We start from the raw sequence: 18,233 nt of genomic DNA, 5'->3' as shown, positions 1-18,233 counted from the left end.
GCTTGTTCGCCTGTGCATTCATGCCGGATACACCGGTCCGCATAGTGCCGAAAATACTCATTCAAAAACCCTCGTGGTCATCTTTCAGGGAGAAGGTAAAGCCTGGGGCTTGCGTGAAGCTGTCTGAAATACCGCGTTTGAAAAAGACCACGCGGGTCAATGAAGATCATTGCCAATCAATGCTGTAGCCGAGGAACCGCTTGGAATCGACCGGGTCGTAACCGAGCTTCTTGCGCAGCTTCTTGCGCAGCTTGCTGATGTGGCTTTCAACGACATTCTCTTCGACGTCATCGTCGAAGATGCCGTAGATGGCATTGAAAATCTGCGCCTTGGAAACGCGACGTCCGCGATTGGCGATCAAATATTCGAGGATGCGGCGCTCGCGGCGCGGCAGGGGAAATACTTCGCCGCCCACTTCGGGGTCGCGACCGTCCGAGAAGACCCGGATCGGCCCGGCATCGGTAAAATTCGAGATGACCTGCAGCCGGCGACGAATCGCCGCCGCACGGGCAAGGATTTCACGCGGGTGAACCGGCTTGCGCACGACATCGTCAACGCCGCTGTCGAAAAGCGCCAGCGTCGATTCCAGCGAGGGCTGGTCGCTGACCGCGATGACCGGCGCCGTCGTGCGATCCCTGATCGCCTTCGGCAAAGAGAAGCTCCGGTCGCCCTGGCCGATCAGAAAGGCCTCCACGGCCGCAAGATCGCTGTCCGCCGCCGTCGAGACCCATTCCCCGAATTCGACCGGATCGAAACCGGTCGAGGGGATGCCCTCACGCCCAAATAGAGAAGTATAGCCGTCCTTAACGAGCTCGCGCTCATCAACCACTACGATCATTCGTCCGCCTCCGAATCACTGTGGTGTTTTCCAATGTGGCATTGGTACGAATCGGAGGATTCAGCGACAACTGTAGGAAATCATCGATAGTTATTAATAATTGATTAACTATTTTGTGCCGATTTGACCTATATATAGTGGGTGTTAACCATATATGGCACAAAATTTTTGTGTAAAAATTTTAAAAATCAGAAAAAATCGCTTGAACCGCCTTTTTTCGGGCTCTCTATCGCCACATTTCAAATTGCGAGTCCCGACGCCCCTTTGGACAATTCAAGGTTGTCAACCGTCGCAGAAATTCTTCGCGTTGGGCGTCCATTTCCCATAACCCGTCGCCACCAGATTGGCGATCACCCGGCAGACATATTTCTTCTGCGCCGGGTCATTGTTGGGACCGGCATGATAACGGGCAACCGCCATGGTCCAGGTTTCATGCCTGTTGTGAAGATTGCGCAGGAACATGGCGGCATATTCGACATTGCGGCGCGGATCGAACATTTCTCGCGCGGATGTGAAGTTTTCGCCATGGAAATAATGATTTATCTGCATGCATCCGAGGTCGATCAGCTTGGCGCCGTTGCGTTTTGCCGCCTCGAAAGTGGCCAGAGCCTCGTCCGTGGACGCGGCAAATACCGGTTTTCCTTCGATATTCATGGCATTGGGGTCGAGCCGCCCCTTGCGGCCCGTTTCCGTCAGGCCCACGGAGTAGAGAATTCCCTCCGGCACGCCATATTTGCGCGCGGCAGACTGGATTTCCCTTTCGCAGACACCCGGCGTTGCCGAAGCGACGGCGTTCTCAGAGGTAGACGCCATTGTCAGCAGAAGAACGGCCAGAGCCGAGAGCGCCATCCAAGCCTTCATTATGCACCCCCAAATTCTCACCATTGCCATCGCGGCCGCCCCGTGCGCCGGACTCGTCACGGTTGCGTCCGGCGGCGGCCTGCTGGCCCTGCTGCTGCGCCTGCTGATTTTGCTGATTGTTGGCTTGTGTGCCCGTTTGGTCACTCTTGTCGGAAGAAGCGATGCTGATGGTGATGTTGTCGACCGTCAGACCCTGAGCCTTGAGGCCATCCAGAATGCTCTTGCTGTCTTCCTGAAGCTTTTTATAGGCCGCAACGCTCTCCACCGTCATGTGAACGGCAAGCTCGTCGCCGGCAAGACGCAGCGACATCGTCACCGATCCAAGCTCGATCGGCGTCATATGCAGCTTCAGCGTATGCACGACCTTGCCGGTGCTGCTCTGCGCGGCTGCATTGGACAGCGCCGAACCGGGCTGCATCGCACTGACCCATTCAGGATCATTGACGATGAGGCCCGTCAGAGCCGAAGCGTTCGATGACGGCGCCAGGCCGATGAACCGCCGCGAATCCAGAACCGTGACCGTATCCGCGATCTTTCCGGTGCTTTCCCGGACGTCGAATTCCACACGTCCATCCCGCTGGACCGTATTCATGTCAAGGGCGCGGGCCGTGGCCGAGCGCGGTGAGGAGAAGCGGAAGGCCGAGGCGTCGCCGCCGGTTTCAGAGTCGGATCCCGCCTCTTCTGCGGCAAGCTGCGTCCTAGTCGGCATATCCTTGAGCGAAGGTTCGATCTTGCCCCGGGCTGGTTCGGACCTGTCGGACTTTACCGGATCCGCCCGGCCGGCGATCGCCTGCGCGATTTCCTCAAGCGGTGACCTGAGCGCCGCACCATCAGCGGCACCGGCGCCGGCCACGACCGTCTTCAGTTCCGCCAGCTTCGTATCGATCGTATCGGCCGCCGTCTCGCCATCCCCGTCGGTCTCGTCCTTGAGCTTCTTGCCCGTCTTGCCGCCGTCAGGCGATGTCCGCGCCGTTTTCACCGCATTCTGAAACTCGACCGCCGCATCATGGGTACGGCCTTCTCCGGCATGCTCGTTGGCGATCACATTCAAAAAGCCGGCTGGCCGCTTGACCGGGACATCCATCTTTTCTCCCTCGCTATCGGGCTGCGCATGCTGGTCTTCAGCCGAAGCCGCATCACGCTCATGCCGAGAATGCGGCGGGCGGTCGTCGCGAACCGTGGAAAGGGCGTCACCGAAGCTGCCGCCTTTGGCGTCGTCGCGTGCGCCGGCGCTGCCGGCACGCGGATCAGCCTGCGGCGTATTCACTATCGCATTGATGGTTGCGTCGATCATGGTGCCCCCTCGCCTTTCTTCAACAGGCTATCGATTTCATCGAGCTTGCTGCGGCCGCTCGTCACGAGCTGCCGGACGTTCTCGCCCTCGTCGTCAACCTTGTGGGTTTCAACCCGCCATATGCTTTTTTCTCCGGCGCCGGCAGCCCCGTTTCCGGACGCCTCCTGCCCGGGCTGTGCCGCCGCCGCAACGCCGACATCGACGCTGGACAGGGAGGGAGGGCGTACCACCTGTTCGGCAATCGCCCTTGCCGCCTCTCGCAAGGCCCTGTCCCGATCCGACAGCTGCGCTTCGGGGATCTGTCCGATGGTTTCAATCGCGCTGACCACGTCGGGCGTGCCGATATTGGACAGGCTTTCATAGAGATTAGCCTGCACTTCCGGCTGGTCCGGCAGCAATGGCGACAGGGCCTTCACCTTCAGCGCCGCCATACGCGCCAGCGAATCCTTGCCGCTGATCGCCGCAAGCCGCGAGAGGCGAAGATAGGCTTCCTTCTGCCGCTCGGTATCCATCAGGGCGAATGTTTCCTGTATCGCCGCTTCACCGAGGGAATCGGCGCGCTTGACCACCAGCGCGACAAGAAGATCCGCGAACTGGCTGGCATAGGGCGAATGCAGGAACCGCCGGGCGTAACGCTGCGCATAATTGACGCCGCGCGCCGCATCGCCATCGTCAACCGCGATCGCAAGCGAACGGCGCAGTGCGGCCTCCTCGACGATGGTGCCCGGTGCTTCTAGCCGGGCTATATCGTAAAAGCCAAGCGCGGCCAGCGGATCGCGCGGGATCGTCACATTGCCGCCGATCAGGGCCAGATAGGCGCCGATGCGGGTGCCACGATATTCCGGCACCATGGCCGCGATGCTCTGCGCCACCAGCGTGCCCTTGCCGGACAGGTATTTGCGCAGAATATCGGCGACACGGCTGTCGAAATTGCCGTCCACGTCGCGCGCTACCAGAAGTTCCAGCGTTGCCGGATTGCCGCCGCTCATCGCATAGATAAGCGCCGCATCGACATTGCGCGGGTCCTTGAAAATCGCCGGAGGAGCGCTTTTCAGCCGCTCATCGATCGTCTGAAGCAGAAACCGCTGCATTTCCGCCGCCGAATGGTCTCCCATGGCCACGGAATCCTGCACGAATTGCAGCGAGCGCAGCATGGCATAGGGCATGAGATTGTCTTGCGATTGCGAAAACGCCTTGATCGGCTCGGCGCCGAGACCGCAAAGCGTAGCCGCAAGAAAAAGCCAGCGTTTCGAGGTTTTCGTCACACTCACCCCCGATCGGCCTCAAGCAGGATTTCGATACGGCGATTTGCGTCCGCCAGAGGATCTGCCGGCACCTGCAATCTGCGATCCGCAAAGCCCGAGACCTGCTTCACCCTCTCTTCCGACAGGCCGCCGCGCACCAGCATGTAATAGGCGCTGTGCGCACGGTCCATGGAGAGCCGCCAGTTGTCATTGGCTTCACCCTTGAATTGCCGCCCGTCGGTATGGCCGCGGATCACCACGCTGCCCCCACGCTCCTGAAGCAGCTTGCCGATCTTTTCCATCGCCAGAACCATTTCGCGGCGGGGCACGGCCGATCCGATATTGAACATCGGCGTTTCCGTCTGGTCGGAAATCGTCAGCAGCAATCCGCCTTCGGCCGGCATCACGACCAGGCCTTCGGATAGCTTGCCGGTAATGCCGGATATCTGCTTCTCGATCTCCTCGCGCAGCGTGTCGGCCTTTTCCCACTCGGCGTCACTGGCGTCCTGCTTCTTGTCCGTTCCCGTTTGAGCAAGCCCCGCCTTCTCGGCGGCGTCCGGGCGTTGCTGCGGCACCACCGCCGCGACTTCCATAGGCTTGCCGTCCTGCGCCTGATCGGCCGGCGTTTCGGATTGCACAGCCTTGACCGCTTCACCATCCCTGGTCGCCGTGTCCGGCCTGGTCTCGGCGGCCTGCTGCGGCTGAACCGGATTCTGCTGCTCGTCCGCGCGGGTGATTTTCACCTGCTGGGTCCAGAAGTCGGGATCGAATGGATCGCGGTAGGCTTCACCGCCGCTCGCGCCGGTCGCCGGCCCGGAATCGGCCGCACCGCCCTCGCCCTTGGCGCTGACATTGGCCTGCTGGCCAACCTGCTGGGCGATTTCCGCCAGCACGGAATAGGGATTTTCGAAAAAATCCGCTTCGGAGAAATTCGACTGTTCTCCGGTCTGGGAGGTCAGGTCCTCGCCCGTGGCCGCGGCGGACCCCTGGGTCACCTTTTCCGCCTTGATGTTGGACTGGTCCTTTTTCTGGACGCCCTCTTCCTTGTCGACCGGCTTTTCCAGCCCCTTGGAGGAGGGTTTTTCATCGGACAGCTTGATCGGATTGAAATAGCTGGCGACCGAGGCCTTGGTTTCCTCATTGGCGGCGTTGACCAGCCACATGACGAGGAAGAACGCCATCATCGCCGTCATAAAGTCGGCATAGGCGATTTTCCACGCGCCGCCATGGGCGCCGTCGTGGCCGCCCTTGTGACGCTTGACGATGATGATCTCGTTTTTGCCGTGGTGGTGATTTTCGCCTTCACTCATTTCATCACCTTGCGAAGACTGGACGCCCAGGCGGACATGCGCGTCACGAACACGCTTTCATCCAACTCGACGGAAAGATCGATATCGGCGGTCTCGGTAAACTTCATCGTCTCTTCTTCAAAACCGGGCTGCATCGTCAACTTGTCGAACAGGTCTTTCGGGCCTTTCACGACAAGCGTGACGGCCTCACCATCCGGCATGGAGGCGCGCACCACATCCGCCAGTGCCGACACCGCCTCAAGCGACAGCTTTTCCGTCAGAAACGGTGCGAGGATATCGGCGGTCTGTTCGCTGAGACTGGCGGCAATCGCATCGATACCCTCGCGCAGACCGCGCGACAGAAAAACCGCGATCTCCTCAAGATATACCGAACGCAGTTCTTCCAGCTCAGCGGCATGGGCGGCCAGCAGCTCTTCCCGCTCGGCCTGCATCCTGTCCGCAATCTCGCGGGTCGCATCCTCGCGGCCACGGGCATAGGCCGCCTGTGTCTCGCTTTCCACGTCGACGGTCCCGAAGTCATCGAGGCCGGCCGGCAGATCGGCAAAACCGGAAGCATCGCCGGCATCCGCAAACGGATCGCCAAAAGCCACCCCCGCCGCCGGCTGGGCGTCGCCAAAGTCCTTGAGATATCGTGCAATGGACGCGCTCATGCCCGCCCCCGGCAAAACAGGCCAAAGGGGCGGGACATGTTTCGTTGCCTGCAATCTAAGCCGTTTGGCGGCACCACCGTCATCCTTGCTACCCTGCCCGTCTCTTCCATGATTTCCGGAAGGATAACGCCATGCGATCCGACCGATATTGCCCCGACGTTAGGTGCTCAAACTTGTGCGAGGATGAAGGCGGGGCTGTCCGGCATGCCTGCGCCATGCGTCCGCGCGAGGCCGCGCCGGACGAAACCCGTTACTTGAAGAGCTGGAGGATATTTTCCGCATTGGCATTGGCGATGGACAGCGCCTGGATACCGAGCTGCTGCTGTGTCTGTAGCGCTTTCAGCCGGGTCGATTCCTCGTTCATATCGGCGTCCACAAGGCGGCCGATGCCCTTGTCGATGACGTCCATCAGGCTCGATACGAAGTTCTCCTGCATGTCGATGCGGCTTTGCAGCGAACCGAGGCTGGAGGCCGTGCTGGTCATCGCTTCCAGCTGCTTGTCCACGAAGGACATCATCATGTCGATGGCGTCGGCATCGGTATAGGTCGTGCCGTTGCCGGCAAGACCGCCCATGGCCGCGGCAACGATATCGAGATTGCCGAGATCGAGGGTGGACACGGAAAAACCGAGGGAACGATCGGCGGACGGCTGACCGGCGCTGGTATCGTAAAACCAGTCATTGCTGCTGGTATCACGATAGGCGGCGGAAACGGTCGTTCCCCCACTCGACGGATTTGTCGCCGTCACCTTGACCCAGACGTTTTCGGCAAGGCGGAGATAATTGTCGGTCCCGTCGCTATAGACATTCGGATCGGTGTTCGTATCCGTCGTCGTCGCATTCAGCGCGCCGATCTGCGCATCGCTGAGCTTCGGGACAACATAGCCCGTTTCCGTCGTCGCACCGGCCGTCGTCGAGGTCTGGGTGACTTCATATTCCGTCTTCGCGACAAAAACGGCGTTCTTGTCGAGAATGCCGAGCTTTCCGCCACTGAGATCGAAAAGTACCGTACCGCCATCCAGCTTGTAGTCGACGGTGGTGACCCCGACATTGCCCGAACCGGTACGGGTGAAGGAGGCAACCACCTTCTTCGTGATCGGTTCTTCGGCAGGAGGCGTGCCGCCATTGCTGATACTGGCCTGCAGCCAGTTTTCGCCGGAGAAGGAGGCCGATTCGGAGATGCTTTTCAGCTGCTCCTGAAGCTGCTTGATTTCATCCTGGATCTTGCCGCGGTCGGCTCCGACGCCATAGGCGGCAACGAGCTTGGCCTTGATCTGCTTGACGACCTCGATCGTGCTCTCCAGCGCGTCATAGGCGGTGTCGACCTTGGCGGCGCCCAGGCCCAAGGCGTCCTGCACGGCGGAAAGCGCGTTATTGTCGGAGCGCATCGTTGTCGAGATGGACCAGTAGGCCGCATTGTCCGCAGCGGTTTCGACACGATAACCGGACGACACTCGCGCCTGTGTCGTTTCCAGACTCTTGTCGATCATGCGCAGGGTCTGCAGCGCGGCCATTGCCGCCGCATTGGTCAAAATGCTGGTCATGGGATCCACCCAACTCAAAATTTAAGAAGAAATCCGGCGCAGCGCCGACAACGAGCAGAAGCATCATGCGCATCGGCGATGGCTCAAACCGGCCATCGCGACCTGCCGTTCGTTAACAAATCGTTAATGCGATAGGTAACAAACAACGAGGCTGATTTGCAAGGCGTTCCTCGCTGTCACCGGCGAGTTTCGCATAAACCGGCAGGCTTCGGGCAAGCTCGGGTTACAACACACCGGAACGACCCCGTTGCACCGGCGCATCCGGCCGGTGCAACGAACAATAACGGCAATGATCGTGCTCGGCTCAGGCTGCTTCGCCCTGGCGGCTTGCTACGAAACGGGCGGCCATCAGGCTCCGGCGGAGGAATTCGGTATTCTCGTCCGGATTTTCCGAAGGGTTCTGAAACGAGACGTGATTGATCTCGATCGCCGCATGTTCATTGGCAAGAACCAATCGCGCATAGACCGTGGCGCCCTTCGGCTTGATCTCCAGATCAAGGACGACCTCGGGAGCGCCTTCCCATTCGAGCTTATACTCGCCACCGGCGCCGAAATTGATCGTGCCGGGATGATAATAAAGCTCCGCTGCCGACGAAACGAGGTCGGCGATGCTGCCGTAGCACTCGAATCTGAGCAGCGAAATCAGGTCGGCCGGGTCTAGCAAACGCAGTTCGGTGGCAATCGGGTTGATCGCCTCTGCGACGATCATTTCCCGCTGTTCGGAATAGGCGGATTTTTTCATTGGTTTTATTGAACCCGTATTTTCGATGACTTCATGGCGTAAACCCGATGAACGAGCTCAGCCACAGCCTTATAAAAGGCTGGTGGAATCACACTATCGATCGAGACTTGCGCAAACATGGAGCGCGCGAGCGGCGGATCTTCAAAAACGGGGATATTGTTCTGTTCCGCAATCTCACGGATTTTCAATGCGATAAGGTCCTGCCCCTTGGCGACGACGATCGGCGCGTCGCTTTCTTCACGCACGTAACGCAACGCCACCGCAAAGTGTGTCGGGTTGGCGATCACCAGCGTCGCGCGCGGCACATTGTTGATCATGCGGCGGCGGGCACGGTCGCGGGCGATGGAGCGCTGGCGGGATTTGACCACCGGGTCGCCCTGTGACTGCTTGTATTCCTCCTTCACCTCATGCTTCGTCATTTTCAGCTGGCTGAACCAGTGATGGCGGGTCCACAACAGGTCGACGGCGGCAAGCAGCGCCGTCGACAGCAGGATCACGACCATCATTTTCTTGACGATCTCGATGACCCTGACAAAAATCACCTGCGGATCGGAGAACATCAGGTCGATGAGGCTGTAAAAATCGCCGCGCAGGGCCAAGAACATGATGGTCGAAACGATCATTATCTTGAAGATGGACTTTCCAAACTCCACGAAACCCTGCTTGCTGTAGATTCGCGTGAAGCCCTTGGCCGGCGAGACGCGCGACCATTGCGGACGCACCCGTTCAAGCACGGGCGACGGCAGGTTCTGGAAAAACGACGAGGCAAGACCGAAGACGATGAACATGATCATGGCCGGCATCAGCAGATAGGCCATGGAGACGCCGAGAAAATAAAGCAGCGACAGGGCATCCGGTCGGGTGCTGAGGTCCCATTGCTCGGGCTGGCCAAACAGGTCCTTCAGCGTCTCACCGATCCGGCCGACGCCTTCGGGCAGAAAGAAGACCAGATAACAATAAAAGGCGAGCGACGAGGCAAAGATCGGCACTTCACGGGAAAAAGGAAGGTTACCCTTCTCGGCCGCATCGCGGAGTTTTTTCTCCGTCGGGGCTTCTGTTTTACTGTCCTTGTCCTGATCGTCTGCCAAGGCACGTCCCCGGAATAAAAAAGGCCCGCCGATCCCGGCAGGCCGTCATCCCGAAACTAGCGCCTGGGGCCGCCCGTCGCAATGGCGGGCTCCCCACGAGGGCGGGTTATCAACCGGCTTCCGTTCAAGCGGCGGCCGGTTGGTCTTCCGTGGCAGCTTCCTTCAGCTGGATCTGGCCGGAATTGGCCAGCCGGATCGCCTCCTGCGCAACGGCGCGGCGTGCGATCGCCACTTCGCGGGTGTTGATCGAGGCCTGCGGTACGGCAAGATCCGATTCGATCATGCGGCGCTGGCGGGGGCTGATGCTGGAAAGCACACATTCCTTGATTTCCATCGTGGCGCCGCGCAGCGCCATCGTCAGAACATCGGCTGAAACATCGTTGAGCAGCAGGACGCGGCTGCGCTGCGGCATGAACATGAGGTCGTCGAAGAGGAAGATCTTCGGCTTGACCTTGTTCGCGGCTTCCTTGCTGAGCGTCTCGAGCGAGCTGAGCAGCGTGTCGACCTGCGGCTTGTCCAGTTCGTTCATCAGATCGGCAACCTTCGTGGAACCGCCCGCATTGCGCTCGGCTTCGATTTCGTTGATGAGATTGACCACACGCTTCTCGATTATCTGGGCAGCCGTGGGGCTGACTTCCTTCATGTTCACCGTGCGGTTCATGATGTCGGCGCGCTGCTCCTCGGGAATGGTCAGGAGAACCTTGGCGCCGAAGGACGAGGGCAGCATGGAGAGAATATAGGCGATGGTCTGGGGATGTTCGCGCAGCAGGAACTTGCCGACAAATTCCGGCTCGGCTTCCTGCAGGCGGTCCCAGATCGACGCTTCATAGGCCTGGAAGGCCGCACGGCGGCCGAGAAGGCTGTCCACCTCTTCAGGCGTCAGCCCCTCTTCGAGAATGCTTTCGATCGCCTTGGCATTATCCATCAGACCCGTGCCTTCGGTGAACAGGTCTTCGAACTCCGCCACGATCTGCGCGAGTTCGTCGGGAGGAATGACGCGCAAAGTCTGGGCCGAGGAAATGATCATCTGCAATTCGTGCTGCGTGAAAAACTTCAGCAGCTTGCCGGCGACGCCCTTGCCCATGGCAAGCAGCACCGCGGCCGCCTTGTCGGCCTGAGACAACGGCTTGCCCGCAAGGGGGTTACCGAAATCCTCGAAGTCCATCATGGTCTTTCCTCTCCGTCCCCACAGGGATCAGGCTTTTCTCGTACTCAATACTTCAATCAATTTTACGCCGAAGCGCGTATCGTCGTCTTCCAGAACCGTTATTTCGCCGCGCGCAATACGGCGGCCGTTCACCATGATCTCGACCGGCTCGCCGATCTTGCGGTCGAGCGCGATCGTTGCTCCCTCTTCGAGGCTCATCAGCCCCGAAACGAGCATTCTGCTGGTGCCGAGAACGATCTGGACATCGATCGGGATGTCCATGATCAGTTCCATGTTTTCGGACAATCCGCTGCCAAGCGGCGCCTTCACGCCCCCAACCTGCGGAGCGGCGGCGAAATCATCCATTGCAAAATCGGCCGCTCCGCCACCGAAGGCGGAAAGGTCACTATCTGTCGAAGCCCCGTCCGTGCTTGCGAAATCGCCGAAGTCGCCAAAATCGGACAGCGAGCCTTCCGCATCCGTCTTGAGGACGCCACGCAGATCGCCGATAGCCTGGTCGAGGTCGCCGCCGTCTTCAAACGACGGCAGCACCGCATCATCGGTCACAGGTGTTTTCTTCGTAGCCATGCGCTGATTATTCCCTTTGAAACTTGCGTCAGCCTGCCCAAAACCCTAAAGGCCGGGCAGGATTTTAACCCATCAAATGTCGCAAAATCTCGTCGTCCGTGCTGACATTGTTCTTCACCCGAACCATGTAGCGGTCGCCGGACTTGCCGAATTCGCAATTATAGAGCTTGGAACCGTTGGCGCTGACCTCGACGCCGATGTCATCCTGTCTCGGAGCCTGGAACGGAATGACGTCGCCGGCCACCAGCCTGGAAATCGTCCGCAACGTCAGCGTTTCGAGCTTGATGCGCGCCTCGAGCGTGACCTGCGATCTTTTCACCTGCTGCGAAATCATCTCCATCCATTCCTCCTGCTTCTTCAACGCCTGGGCCGAAGCTTTCGGGGCGACGATAGAGGTCTTGAGCAGCGGCCGTTGCGGCACGATGAGAGAAAATTCCGACGAGACCTTGCCGATATCGATCTTCATGCGGATGGTCACGCCGTAAAGGCCGGCGATCATTTCGTCGAAGGCGCTTTTTCCATTGGCGTTGAAGGGCGGATCGATCGTCGCCTCGAAACCGCCCGGCGCGTTGACGCCCGAACGCAGGACACCCCCGATGCGGCCAAGAACCATGGCCGCCAGGTCGAGCTCGATATGCGACAGGCTGCGTTCGTCCGGCTCGCCGATGGTGTCGGGGGCCGCGCCAAGCATGCGCTCCATCAGCGCGATGACGAAGCCATTGCCGACCGTCATCATGAAATTGGGGCACCAGTTGCGCAGCGAACAATCGGCAGCCGCAACATTCTGCCCGGCATTGGCGATGAGATCGGTCATCAGCCCCGATTCGGAACCGACATATTCGACATCGATCGCAATGCCCGTCTCGCTGTGAAAGATGTCCGGCAGGAATTCGCTGTAGAGATGGCCGATATCGGAACCGATCTTCGCAATCGTCTTGCGGTCGGAGAGCCCTCCCGTGAGTTTCGCGAGCAGGGCGGTATCCATGGCGGGGGCTTTTTGTGCAGCAGCTTTTGCCATGGTCATGCCGCCTTGTTTTCGCCGCCGGGATTCATCATCTCCTGCTCGACGGCGTCGATGGACGGCCGCTCGTAGTTGGAGATGGTCTTGCGGCCATATTCGAGCGCGACCTGCGGCACCGAGCCGTTCATATAGGCGATCAGCGTCTGCTTGACGATGATGTAGAGGCGGTGCTGCTTGGTGCGGACGATCTTGACCTGCGATGCGAGCGGGTTGCAGATCGAATAGGACAGGATGATGCCGAGCATGGTGCCGACGAGGGCCGCGCCGATCAGGCCGCCCAGCACTTCCGGCGATTCGTTGATCTTGCCCATGGCCTTGATGACGCCGAGCACCGCCGCGACGATACCGATGGCGGGGAAGGAATCGCCCATGGTGGTGATCGCGTGGTAAGGCTTCAGCTTGTCGTTGAGGATGGTCTCGATTTCCTCATCCATCAGCGCCTCAATTTCGTGGCTGCGGGCATTGCCGATGATGATGAGGCGGACATAGTCGCAGATGAACGAGGTCAGTTCCTTGTTCTTCAGCACCGAGGGCGCGCTCTGGAAGATCGAGGATTCTTCCGGATTATCGATATGGGCTTCGATCTCGTTGCGCGATTTCGTGCGCAGATCGCGCATCAGCGAATAAAGTACGCCGAGCACGTCGAGATAGTTGCGCTCTTTCGGGACCGAATGCTTGAAGGCCTCGCCGAGCGCCTTGCCGGAATCCTTCACGACCTTCATGGGGTTCGCCATGATGAAGCCGCCAAGGCCGGCGCCGCCGATGATCATCAGTTCGAACGGCTGAACCAGCACGTTCAAATGACCGCCCATCGCCATATAGCCGCCGATGATGCAGCCGAAGGTGATTATAAGTCCAATTACAATATTCATTGATCGACCACGCCCGAACAGTGTTCCATGCCGCCCTGTCTAGAAAATGTGGCTTGCGTGAACCTGTCCGCCAGCCCCGTTTCCGGCCTCGCAGCAGCCAGTTTCGCACAAGCAAGCCACGGCACTATGCCGGCAAAGGCGGACGTGCGCCTTGAGATCGGGATCAAACGAGAGCGGCGGTTCAGTGACTTCCACCTATACCAGCTACAGACTGATCAGTCAGGACATCGGCACATCGCTCGAGCGGGTGTCGAAGCAGCCCGATGTGGCGCGCGAGACCGAATATTACCGCGCAAAGATCGGCGACGTGAAATCCATCGACGACTTCATGGCCGATACGCGCCTTTACAATTACGCTCTTAAAGCCCACGGGCTGGAAGACATGGCCTATGCGAAAGCCTTTATCCGCAAGGTGCTGACGGAAGGCACGACGGACAAGGACGCCTTCGCCAACAAGCTTTCCGACAGCCGTTATGCGGAACTGGCAAAGTCGCTGGATTTTGCCGGCCTGGGCGCAGCGGCAACCTCCGCCGACGCCGCCAAAGCGGGCGTCATCAGCAAATACACGCGCCAGACCCTGGAACAGGAAGCCGGCGACGACAATAATGGCGTCCGGCTCGCCCTTTATTTCGAGCGCAAGGCGTCGACGATCACCTCAGGCCTCGATTTTCTGGCCGACGACGCCCTCGCGCAGGTGTTCCGCACGGCCTACAACCTGCCCGACGAATTCGCCGCCGCCGATATCGAAAAACAGGCGGCGCTCATCGAAAAGACCATCAACATCAAGGATCTGCAGGATCCTGAAAAGGTCGGAAAGCTGCTCGAGCGTTTCACCATCATGTGGGAAATGCAAAACCCCTCGACCACTTACGATCCCCTTGCCGTCTTCGGCTCCTCCAGCGGCTACGGCATTTCCCCGGACCTGCTGATTTCCATCAACTCCCTGAAACTCGGAGGCAAATGATATGCAATCCGGACTATACGTCGCCCTTTCCTCGCAGATCGCGCTGGAGCGCCGTCTCACCACCATTTCCGACAATATGGCGAATGTGAACACGGTCGGCTTCCGCGGCTCCGAAGTGAAATTCGACGAATTGGTCGCCAAGAACCACAATGACATGAATGCCAGGGTGGCCTTCGTCTCACAGGGCAACGACTATCTCTCCACCCGCCAGGGCGCTTTCGAGCAGACCGGCAATTCCTTCGATTTCGCCATCAAGGGCGATGCCTGGTTCTCGCTGGATACGCCCGAAGGCCAGGTATTGACCCGTGACGGCCGCTTCACCATGCGTCCGGACGGAGCGCTCATCTCGTCCAGCGGTTATCCCGTTCTCGATGCGGGCGGCGGCCCGATCCAGCTCAATCCGAATGGCGGCCCGATCACCGTCGGTCTCGACGGCGCCATTCGCCAGAACAACAACATCGTCGCCACGCTCGGCATCTTCCAGGCGGACTTTTCGCAAGGGTTCCTGCGCCATCCCAATAGCGGCGTGAAGCCCGTGGCCCAGCCCGTTCCGGTCGTCAACAATCACGAAGTCGGCGTGGTGCAGGGTTATCTCGAGCAGTCGAACGTCAACGGCATTTCCCAGATGACGCAGCTCATCCAGGTCAACCGCGCTTTTGAGAGCATTTCCTCGCTGATGCGCGACACCGAGTCGACCTTTGGCGAGGGCATAAAGACGCTTGGCGGCGCGCGTTGAGGAACTGACGAATGAGAATGCCGGAATCCATGCTGTCTGCTCGGGCGATTTCGCCGAAGCTCGCCCAGCTCGCCAGCCTCGCCGCACATTATGCCGACCCCGAGTTCCTGGTGGCGCCGGGCGGCCATGTCCGCACCATCGCCGCCGGACACTATACGGTTTCCGGCCTCTCGCGGCAGGTCAGGCTCGGCGAATTCGTCGCCCACCGCAGCCCGACCGGCATCCATCTCGGGGAAGTGGTGCGGGTCGAACCGGATATATGTTATGTCTGCCCGATCGAACCGGGCGAACCGATCGGCATCCACGACACCGTCATCCGCAAGGGGGCTTTCCGCGTCGCGCCTGATGACAACTGGTGCGGACGGACCATCAATGCCCTTGGTGAGCCTATCGACGGCCTGGGACCGCTTGCTTCCGGCACGGAGCGCCGTTCGATCTCCAACAATGCGCCGCCATCGATGACGCGCAAGCGGGTGGAGACGCCTTTCAAGACCGGCGTGCGGGCGATCGATATTTTTTCGCCTTTGTGCCTCGGGCAGCGTCTCGGCATTTTTGCCGGCTCGGGCGTCGGTAAGTCCACATTGCTGTCGATGCTCGCCAAGGCCGACGCCTTCGACAAGGTGGTGATCGCGCTTGTCGGCGAACGCGGACGTGAGGTGCGCGAATTCATCGAAGACACGATGGGCGAGAATATGGCGAAGTCCATCGCCGTCGTCGCCACCAGCGATGAAAGCCCGATGCTGCGCAAGATGGCGCCGCTTTCCGCGGTCACCATTGCCGAACATTTCCGCGATAAGGGCGACAACGTCCTCCTCATTATCGACAGCGTCACCCGTTTTGCCCATGCGATCCGCGAAGTGGCGGTAGCGTCCGGCGAACCGCCGGTGGCCCGCGGTTATCCGGCCTCGGTCTTCACCGAACTGCCGCGCCTTCTGGAGCGGGCGGGACCCGGCGCAGAAGGCACCGGCACCATCACCGCCATCGTCTCCATTCTGGTGGACGGCGACAACCATAACGACCCGATTGCCGATTCGACCCGCGGCATTCTCGACGGTCACATCGTGCTCGACCGCAGCCTCGCCGAAGAGGGCCGCTATCCGCCGATCAATCCGCTCGCCTCGATCTCGCGCCTTGCCAAGAAGGCATGGACGCCGGATCAGGAAAAGCTAGTCTCGCGCCTGAAGGCGCTGGTGCATCGTTTCGAGGAAACGCGCGATCTGCGCCTCATCGGCGGCTATCGGCCAGGCACCGATCCCGATCTCGACATGGCGGTGAAGCAGGTCCCGATCATTTATGAAACGCTGAAACAGCTTCCGAGCGAGCCGGCGGCGCAGGACGCCTATGCCGACCTCGCAACCGCATTGCGCGGCGGCGCGCAGGCCAATCAGCCGCAGGTGAACCCGAGAATGAGAGGCTGATCGTGAGCAGGAAACGGAACGACAACAATACCGTCGAGGACGTCAGGCCGCAGCCTCCTTTCTTCACCCCCGACCGCGTTCTGGCATGGACGGGCATCGGGCTGGCAGCCGCCGCCGCGTTCTTTCCCTGGTATGTCTTCTTCAACGAGGACAAATTCGGCATGCGGGTGGCGGGGGGCGACCGCACACGCGACCTGCCCCATACCGGTGCGCGCGAAGTCTTCAGCGTTTCGCCCATGGCGATGACCAACCGCAACAAGGAAGACACGCCGCCGCCGGCAGAGATGCCGGACATGCTGACGACCGCGACGGTCAATCAAAACGGCAGGGAAAAACAGAACAACCTCGCCGCCGGGCTTGAAGACCAGCCTTTCCCGGGCCAGACCTCCTTCCGTCTGCTGCATGTTTCCAACGGCCGCGCGCTGATAGAGGACGGATCGGGCATGTATATGGTCAGGATCGGCTCGACCCTGCCGGACAATGCGCTGCTGACCAAGATCGAGCAGCGCAACGGCGAGTGGCTGATCGAGACCTCTTCCGGGAAAACCTATTACCCGGAAAAATAGCCAGACCGCCGCGGGTTGGCCGCCGAAGGCGGCTGCACGGATAGTCGCGCGGTTTATTTCCTCTGGTTACCGGCAAAAGCGGCGGTCACGCCGAGGCCGATATAGACGAAACCGCTGACCCAGCGTTCGGCCCTGAGATAAACGGGACTGCGCTTCAGCCAGTTGCCGGCCGTGCCGGCGACAAGCGCATAGGTGCAATCCGTCAGAACGCCAATCACCGTGTAGAGAATCCCGAGAAAGGCGATCTGCATCGCCACGTGGCCCCGCCCGACTTCAACGAACTGCGGCAGGAAAGCCAGAAAGAACAATGCGGTCTTCGGATTGAGGAGGTTGACGATGAAGCCTTCGCGAAAGATGCGCATGCGGCTGCGTGTCGGCAAGCCGCCCTCGACGTCGGGAATGCCCGACGGGCCGAGGAGCTTCTTCAGGCCAAGCCAGATCAGGTAGGCCGCGCCGGCGTATTTCACAACGCTGAAGGCAAGCGCCGACGACGCCAGCAGCGCCGACAACCCCACAGCGGCGGCGACGACGTGGACAAGCGTCGCGGCGTGGATGCCGAGGATTGAAACGAGACCGGCAGACCGGCCCTGCTCGACCGAGCGCGCGAAGATATAAAGGACTGCGGGTCCCGGTACGAGAAGCAGCACCAGCGTGGCGCTGACGAACAGGCCGAGATTGGCCGCACTGGGAATTACCAGATCCATGATTGTCTCCCTCCGTTTCCACGACTTTAGCGCTAATATCGGGCGGCGTTCAAGGCGAGGCGAACCGGCTAGTGCCCTCTCTCCTCATAACGCCGTGTTCACAAGCCCGGTGCGGGTGAGGGCGCGGCCTTTTCATCTTCCGGCAGACAGTCCGGCCGCCGCCTCCTGACCCTGCCGACGTCTTCGCCCCTCCCCGCAAGTCTGACGCAAGATTAGCCCCGTAGGTTCGGACCATACGAGATGGAGAAGTCTATGCAACCGATTCAACTGTTCGATCTGGCATCCCGCCAAGCGGAATGGCTGAGCGTGCGGCAGGAAGTCGTGGCGACCAACATCGCCAACGCCAACACCCCCAAGTTCCACGCCAAGGATGTCAGCCCCTTCGAAGCGGTCATGCAGGCCACCAACCAGCAGGTCGGCATGGCGAAGACCCATCCCGCCCATTTCGGTGCGAGCGCCCTCAGCGACAATATCGCGGTGCGCGACAACCCGGTCAACAACGAGATCGGCATGCAGGAATCCGGCAATTCGGTCGCGCTTGCGGAAGAAATGACCAAGACCGGCGAGATCAAGCGGCAATACGAGCTGAACGCCAATCTCGTCAAATCCTTCCATCGCATGATGCTGATGACGGTTAAGAGGTAAGC

19 protein-coding genes are annotated in these 18,233 nt (G+C 60.1%); 5 read left to right on the top strand and 14 right to left on the bottom strand.

Annotated features, from left to right (window positions below; genetic code table 11):
* Positions 1-166: 166 nt before the first annotated feature.
* From rem to motA, 13 genes are all read right to left on the bottom strand, one after another.
* A complete protein-coding gene (rem, locus tag ACI2KA_RS04865) occupies positions 167-838 on the bottom strand; it encodes a transcriptional activator Rem (RefSeq protein ID WP_035227710.1) in 672 nt (223 codons plus the stop codon).
* A gap of 282 nt (positions 839-1,120) precedes the next feature.
* A complete protein-coding gene (locus tag ACI2KA_RS04860) occupies positions 1,121-1,687 on the bottom strand; it encodes a lytic transglycosylase domain-containing protein (protein WP_404499709.1) in 567 nt (188 codons plus the stop codon).
* Complete coding sequence (locus ACI2KA_RS04855) at positions 1,635-2,993, bottom strand: flagellar hook-length control protein FliK (RefSeq protein WP_404499707.1); 1,359 nt, start codon at positions 2,991-2,993, stop codon at positions 1,635-1,637. Before ACI2KA_RS04855 ends, ACI2KA_RS04860 begins: the two co-directional genes overlap by 53 nt.
* Entirely contained in the window at positions 2,990-4,264 is a 1,275-nt protein-coding gene (motC, locus tag ACI2KA_RS04850) for a chemotaxis protein MotC (protein ID WP_404499705.1), read from the bottom strand. The genes ACI2KA_RS04855 and motC overlap by 4 nt, the downstream gene beginning before the upstream one ends.
* A complete protein-coding gene (locus ACI2KA_RS04845; protein ID WP_404499703.1) occupies positions 4,261-5,547 on the bottom strand; it encodes a MotB family protein in 1,287 nt (428 codons plus the stop codon). Before ACI2KA_RS04845 ends, motC begins: the two co-directional genes overlap by 4 nt.
* Entirely contained in the window at positions 5,544-6,197 is a 654-nt protein-coding gene (locus tag ACI2KA_RS04840) for a hypothetical protein (RefSeq protein ID WP_404499701.1), read from the bottom strand. The genes ACI2KA_RS04845 and ACI2KA_RS04840 overlap by 4 nt, the downstream gene beginning before the upstream one ends.
* 250 nt (positions 6,198-6,447) lie before the next feature.
* On the bottom strand, positions 6,448-7,740 hold the full coding sequence (locus tag ACI2KA_RS04835) for a flagellin (protein ID WP_404499700.1): 1,293 nt from the start codon (positions 7,738-7,740) through the stop codon (positions 6,448-6,450).
* Between the two features lie 304 nt (positions 7,741-8,044).
* Complete coding sequence (locus tag ACI2KA_RS04830; RefSeq protein ID WP_404499698.1) at positions 8,045-8,482, bottom strand: hypothetical protein; 438 nt, start codon at positions 8,480-8,482, stop codon at positions 8,045-8,047.
* A gap of 5 nt (positions 8,483-8,487) precedes the next feature.
* Positions 8,488-9,570 carry a flagellar biosynthesis protein FlhB gene (gene flhB, locus ACI2KA_RS04825; protein ID WP_404499697.1) on the bottom strand — a complete coding sequence of 361 codons (1,083 nt, stop codon included), beginning with the start codon at positions 9,568-9,570 and terminating at the stop codon, positions 8,488-8,490.
* Positions 9,571-9,694: 124 nt separating this feature from the next.
* Positions 9,695-10,738: a flagellar motor switch protein FliG gene (gene fliG, locus ACI2KA_RS04820; protein ID WP_400818168.1), complete on the bottom strand. Its 1,044-nt coding sequence runs from the start codon at positions 10,736-10,738 to the stop codon at positions 9,695-9,697.
* A gap of 27 nt (positions 10,739-10,765) precedes the next feature.
* Entirely contained in the window at positions 10,766-11,305 is a 540-nt protein-coding gene (gene fliN, locus ACI2KA_RS04815; protein ID WP_404499695.1) for a flagellar motor switch protein FliN, read from the bottom strand.
* Between the two features lie 64 nt (positions 11,306-11,369).
* Positions 11,370-12,329, bottom strand: a complete 960-nt coding sequence (locus ACI2KA_RS04810; RefSeq protein ID WP_404499693.1) for a FliM/FliN family flagellar motor switch protein — start codon at positions 12,327-12,329, stop codon at positions 11,370-11,372.
* Positions 12,326-13,198: a flagellar motor stator protein MotA gene (motA, locus tag ACI2KA_RS04805; protein WP_404499691.1), complete on the bottom strand. Its 873-nt coding sequence runs from the start codon at positions 13,196-13,198 to the stop codon at positions 12,326-12,328. Before motA ends, ACI2KA_RS04810 begins: the two co-directional genes overlap by 4 nt.
* A 184-nt stretch (positions 13,199-13,382) precedes the next feature.
* Between motA and ACI2KA_RS04800 the strand changes: the two genes are divergently transcribed.
* Genes ACI2KA_RS04800 through ACI2KA_RS04785 form a run of 4 tightly spaced genes read left to right on the top strand, consistent with a single transcriptional unit; the run spans position 13,383 to position 16,882 of the window.
* On the top strand, positions 13,383-14,162 hold the full coding sequence (locus tag ACI2KA_RS04800; RefSeq protein ID WP_404499736.1) for a DUF1217 domain-containing protein: 780 nt from the start codon (positions 13,383-13,385) through the stop codon (positions 14,160-14,162).
* 1 nt (position 14,163) lies between these two features.
* On the top strand, positions 14,164-14,898 hold the full coding sequence (gene flgF, locus ACI2KA_RS04795) for a flagellar basal-body rod protein FlgF (protein ID WP_404499689.1): 735 nt from the start codon (positions 14,164-14,166) through the stop codon (positions 14,896-14,898).
* 11 nt (positions 14,899-14,909) lie between these two features.
* Positions 14,910-16,316, top strand: coding sequence for a flagellar protein export ATPase FliI (fliI, locus tag ACI2KA_RS04790; protein ID WP_404499687.1), 1,407 nt, complete (start codon positions 14,910-14,912; stop codon positions 16,314-16,316).
* 2 nt (positions 16,317-16,318) lie between these two features.
* The gene (locus tag ACI2KA_RS04785) at positions 16,319-16,882 is read left to right on the top strand and encodes a hypothetical protein (RefSeq protein ID WP_404499686.1); all 564 of its coding nucleotides are present in this window, start codon (positions 16,319-16,321) and stop codon (positions 16,880-16,882) included.
* A gap of 53 nt (positions 16,883-16,935) precedes the next feature.
* Here the strand turns inward: ACI2KA_RS04785 and ACI2KA_RS04780 are convergent, their stop codons facing one another.
* Positions 16,936-17,586, bottom strand: coding sequence for a LysE family translocator (locus tag ACI2KA_RS04780; protein WP_404499684.1), 651 nt, complete (start codon positions 17,584-17,586; stop codon positions 16,936-16,938).
* Between the two features lie 252 nt (positions 17,587-17,838).
* On the opposite strand from ACI2KA_RS04780, the gene flgB reads away from it, so the two are divergent.
* A complete protein-coding gene (gene flgB / locus ACI2KA_RS04775) occupies positions 17,839-18,231 on the top strand; it encodes a flagellar basal body rod protein FlgB (protein ID WP_404499682.1) in 393 nt (130 codons plus the stop codon).
* Positions 18,232-18,233: the final 2 nt, after the last annotated feature.

It is taken from the genome of Agrobacterium sp. NPDC089420 (assembly GCF_044900305.1).
Taxonomy (GTDB): domain Bacteria; phylum Pseudomonadota; class Alphaproteobacteria; order Rhizobiales; family Rhizobiaceae; genus Agrobacterium.
Note: the sequence above shows the minus strand (reverse complement) of the source record. Positions and strands in the feature narration are given on the sequence as shown.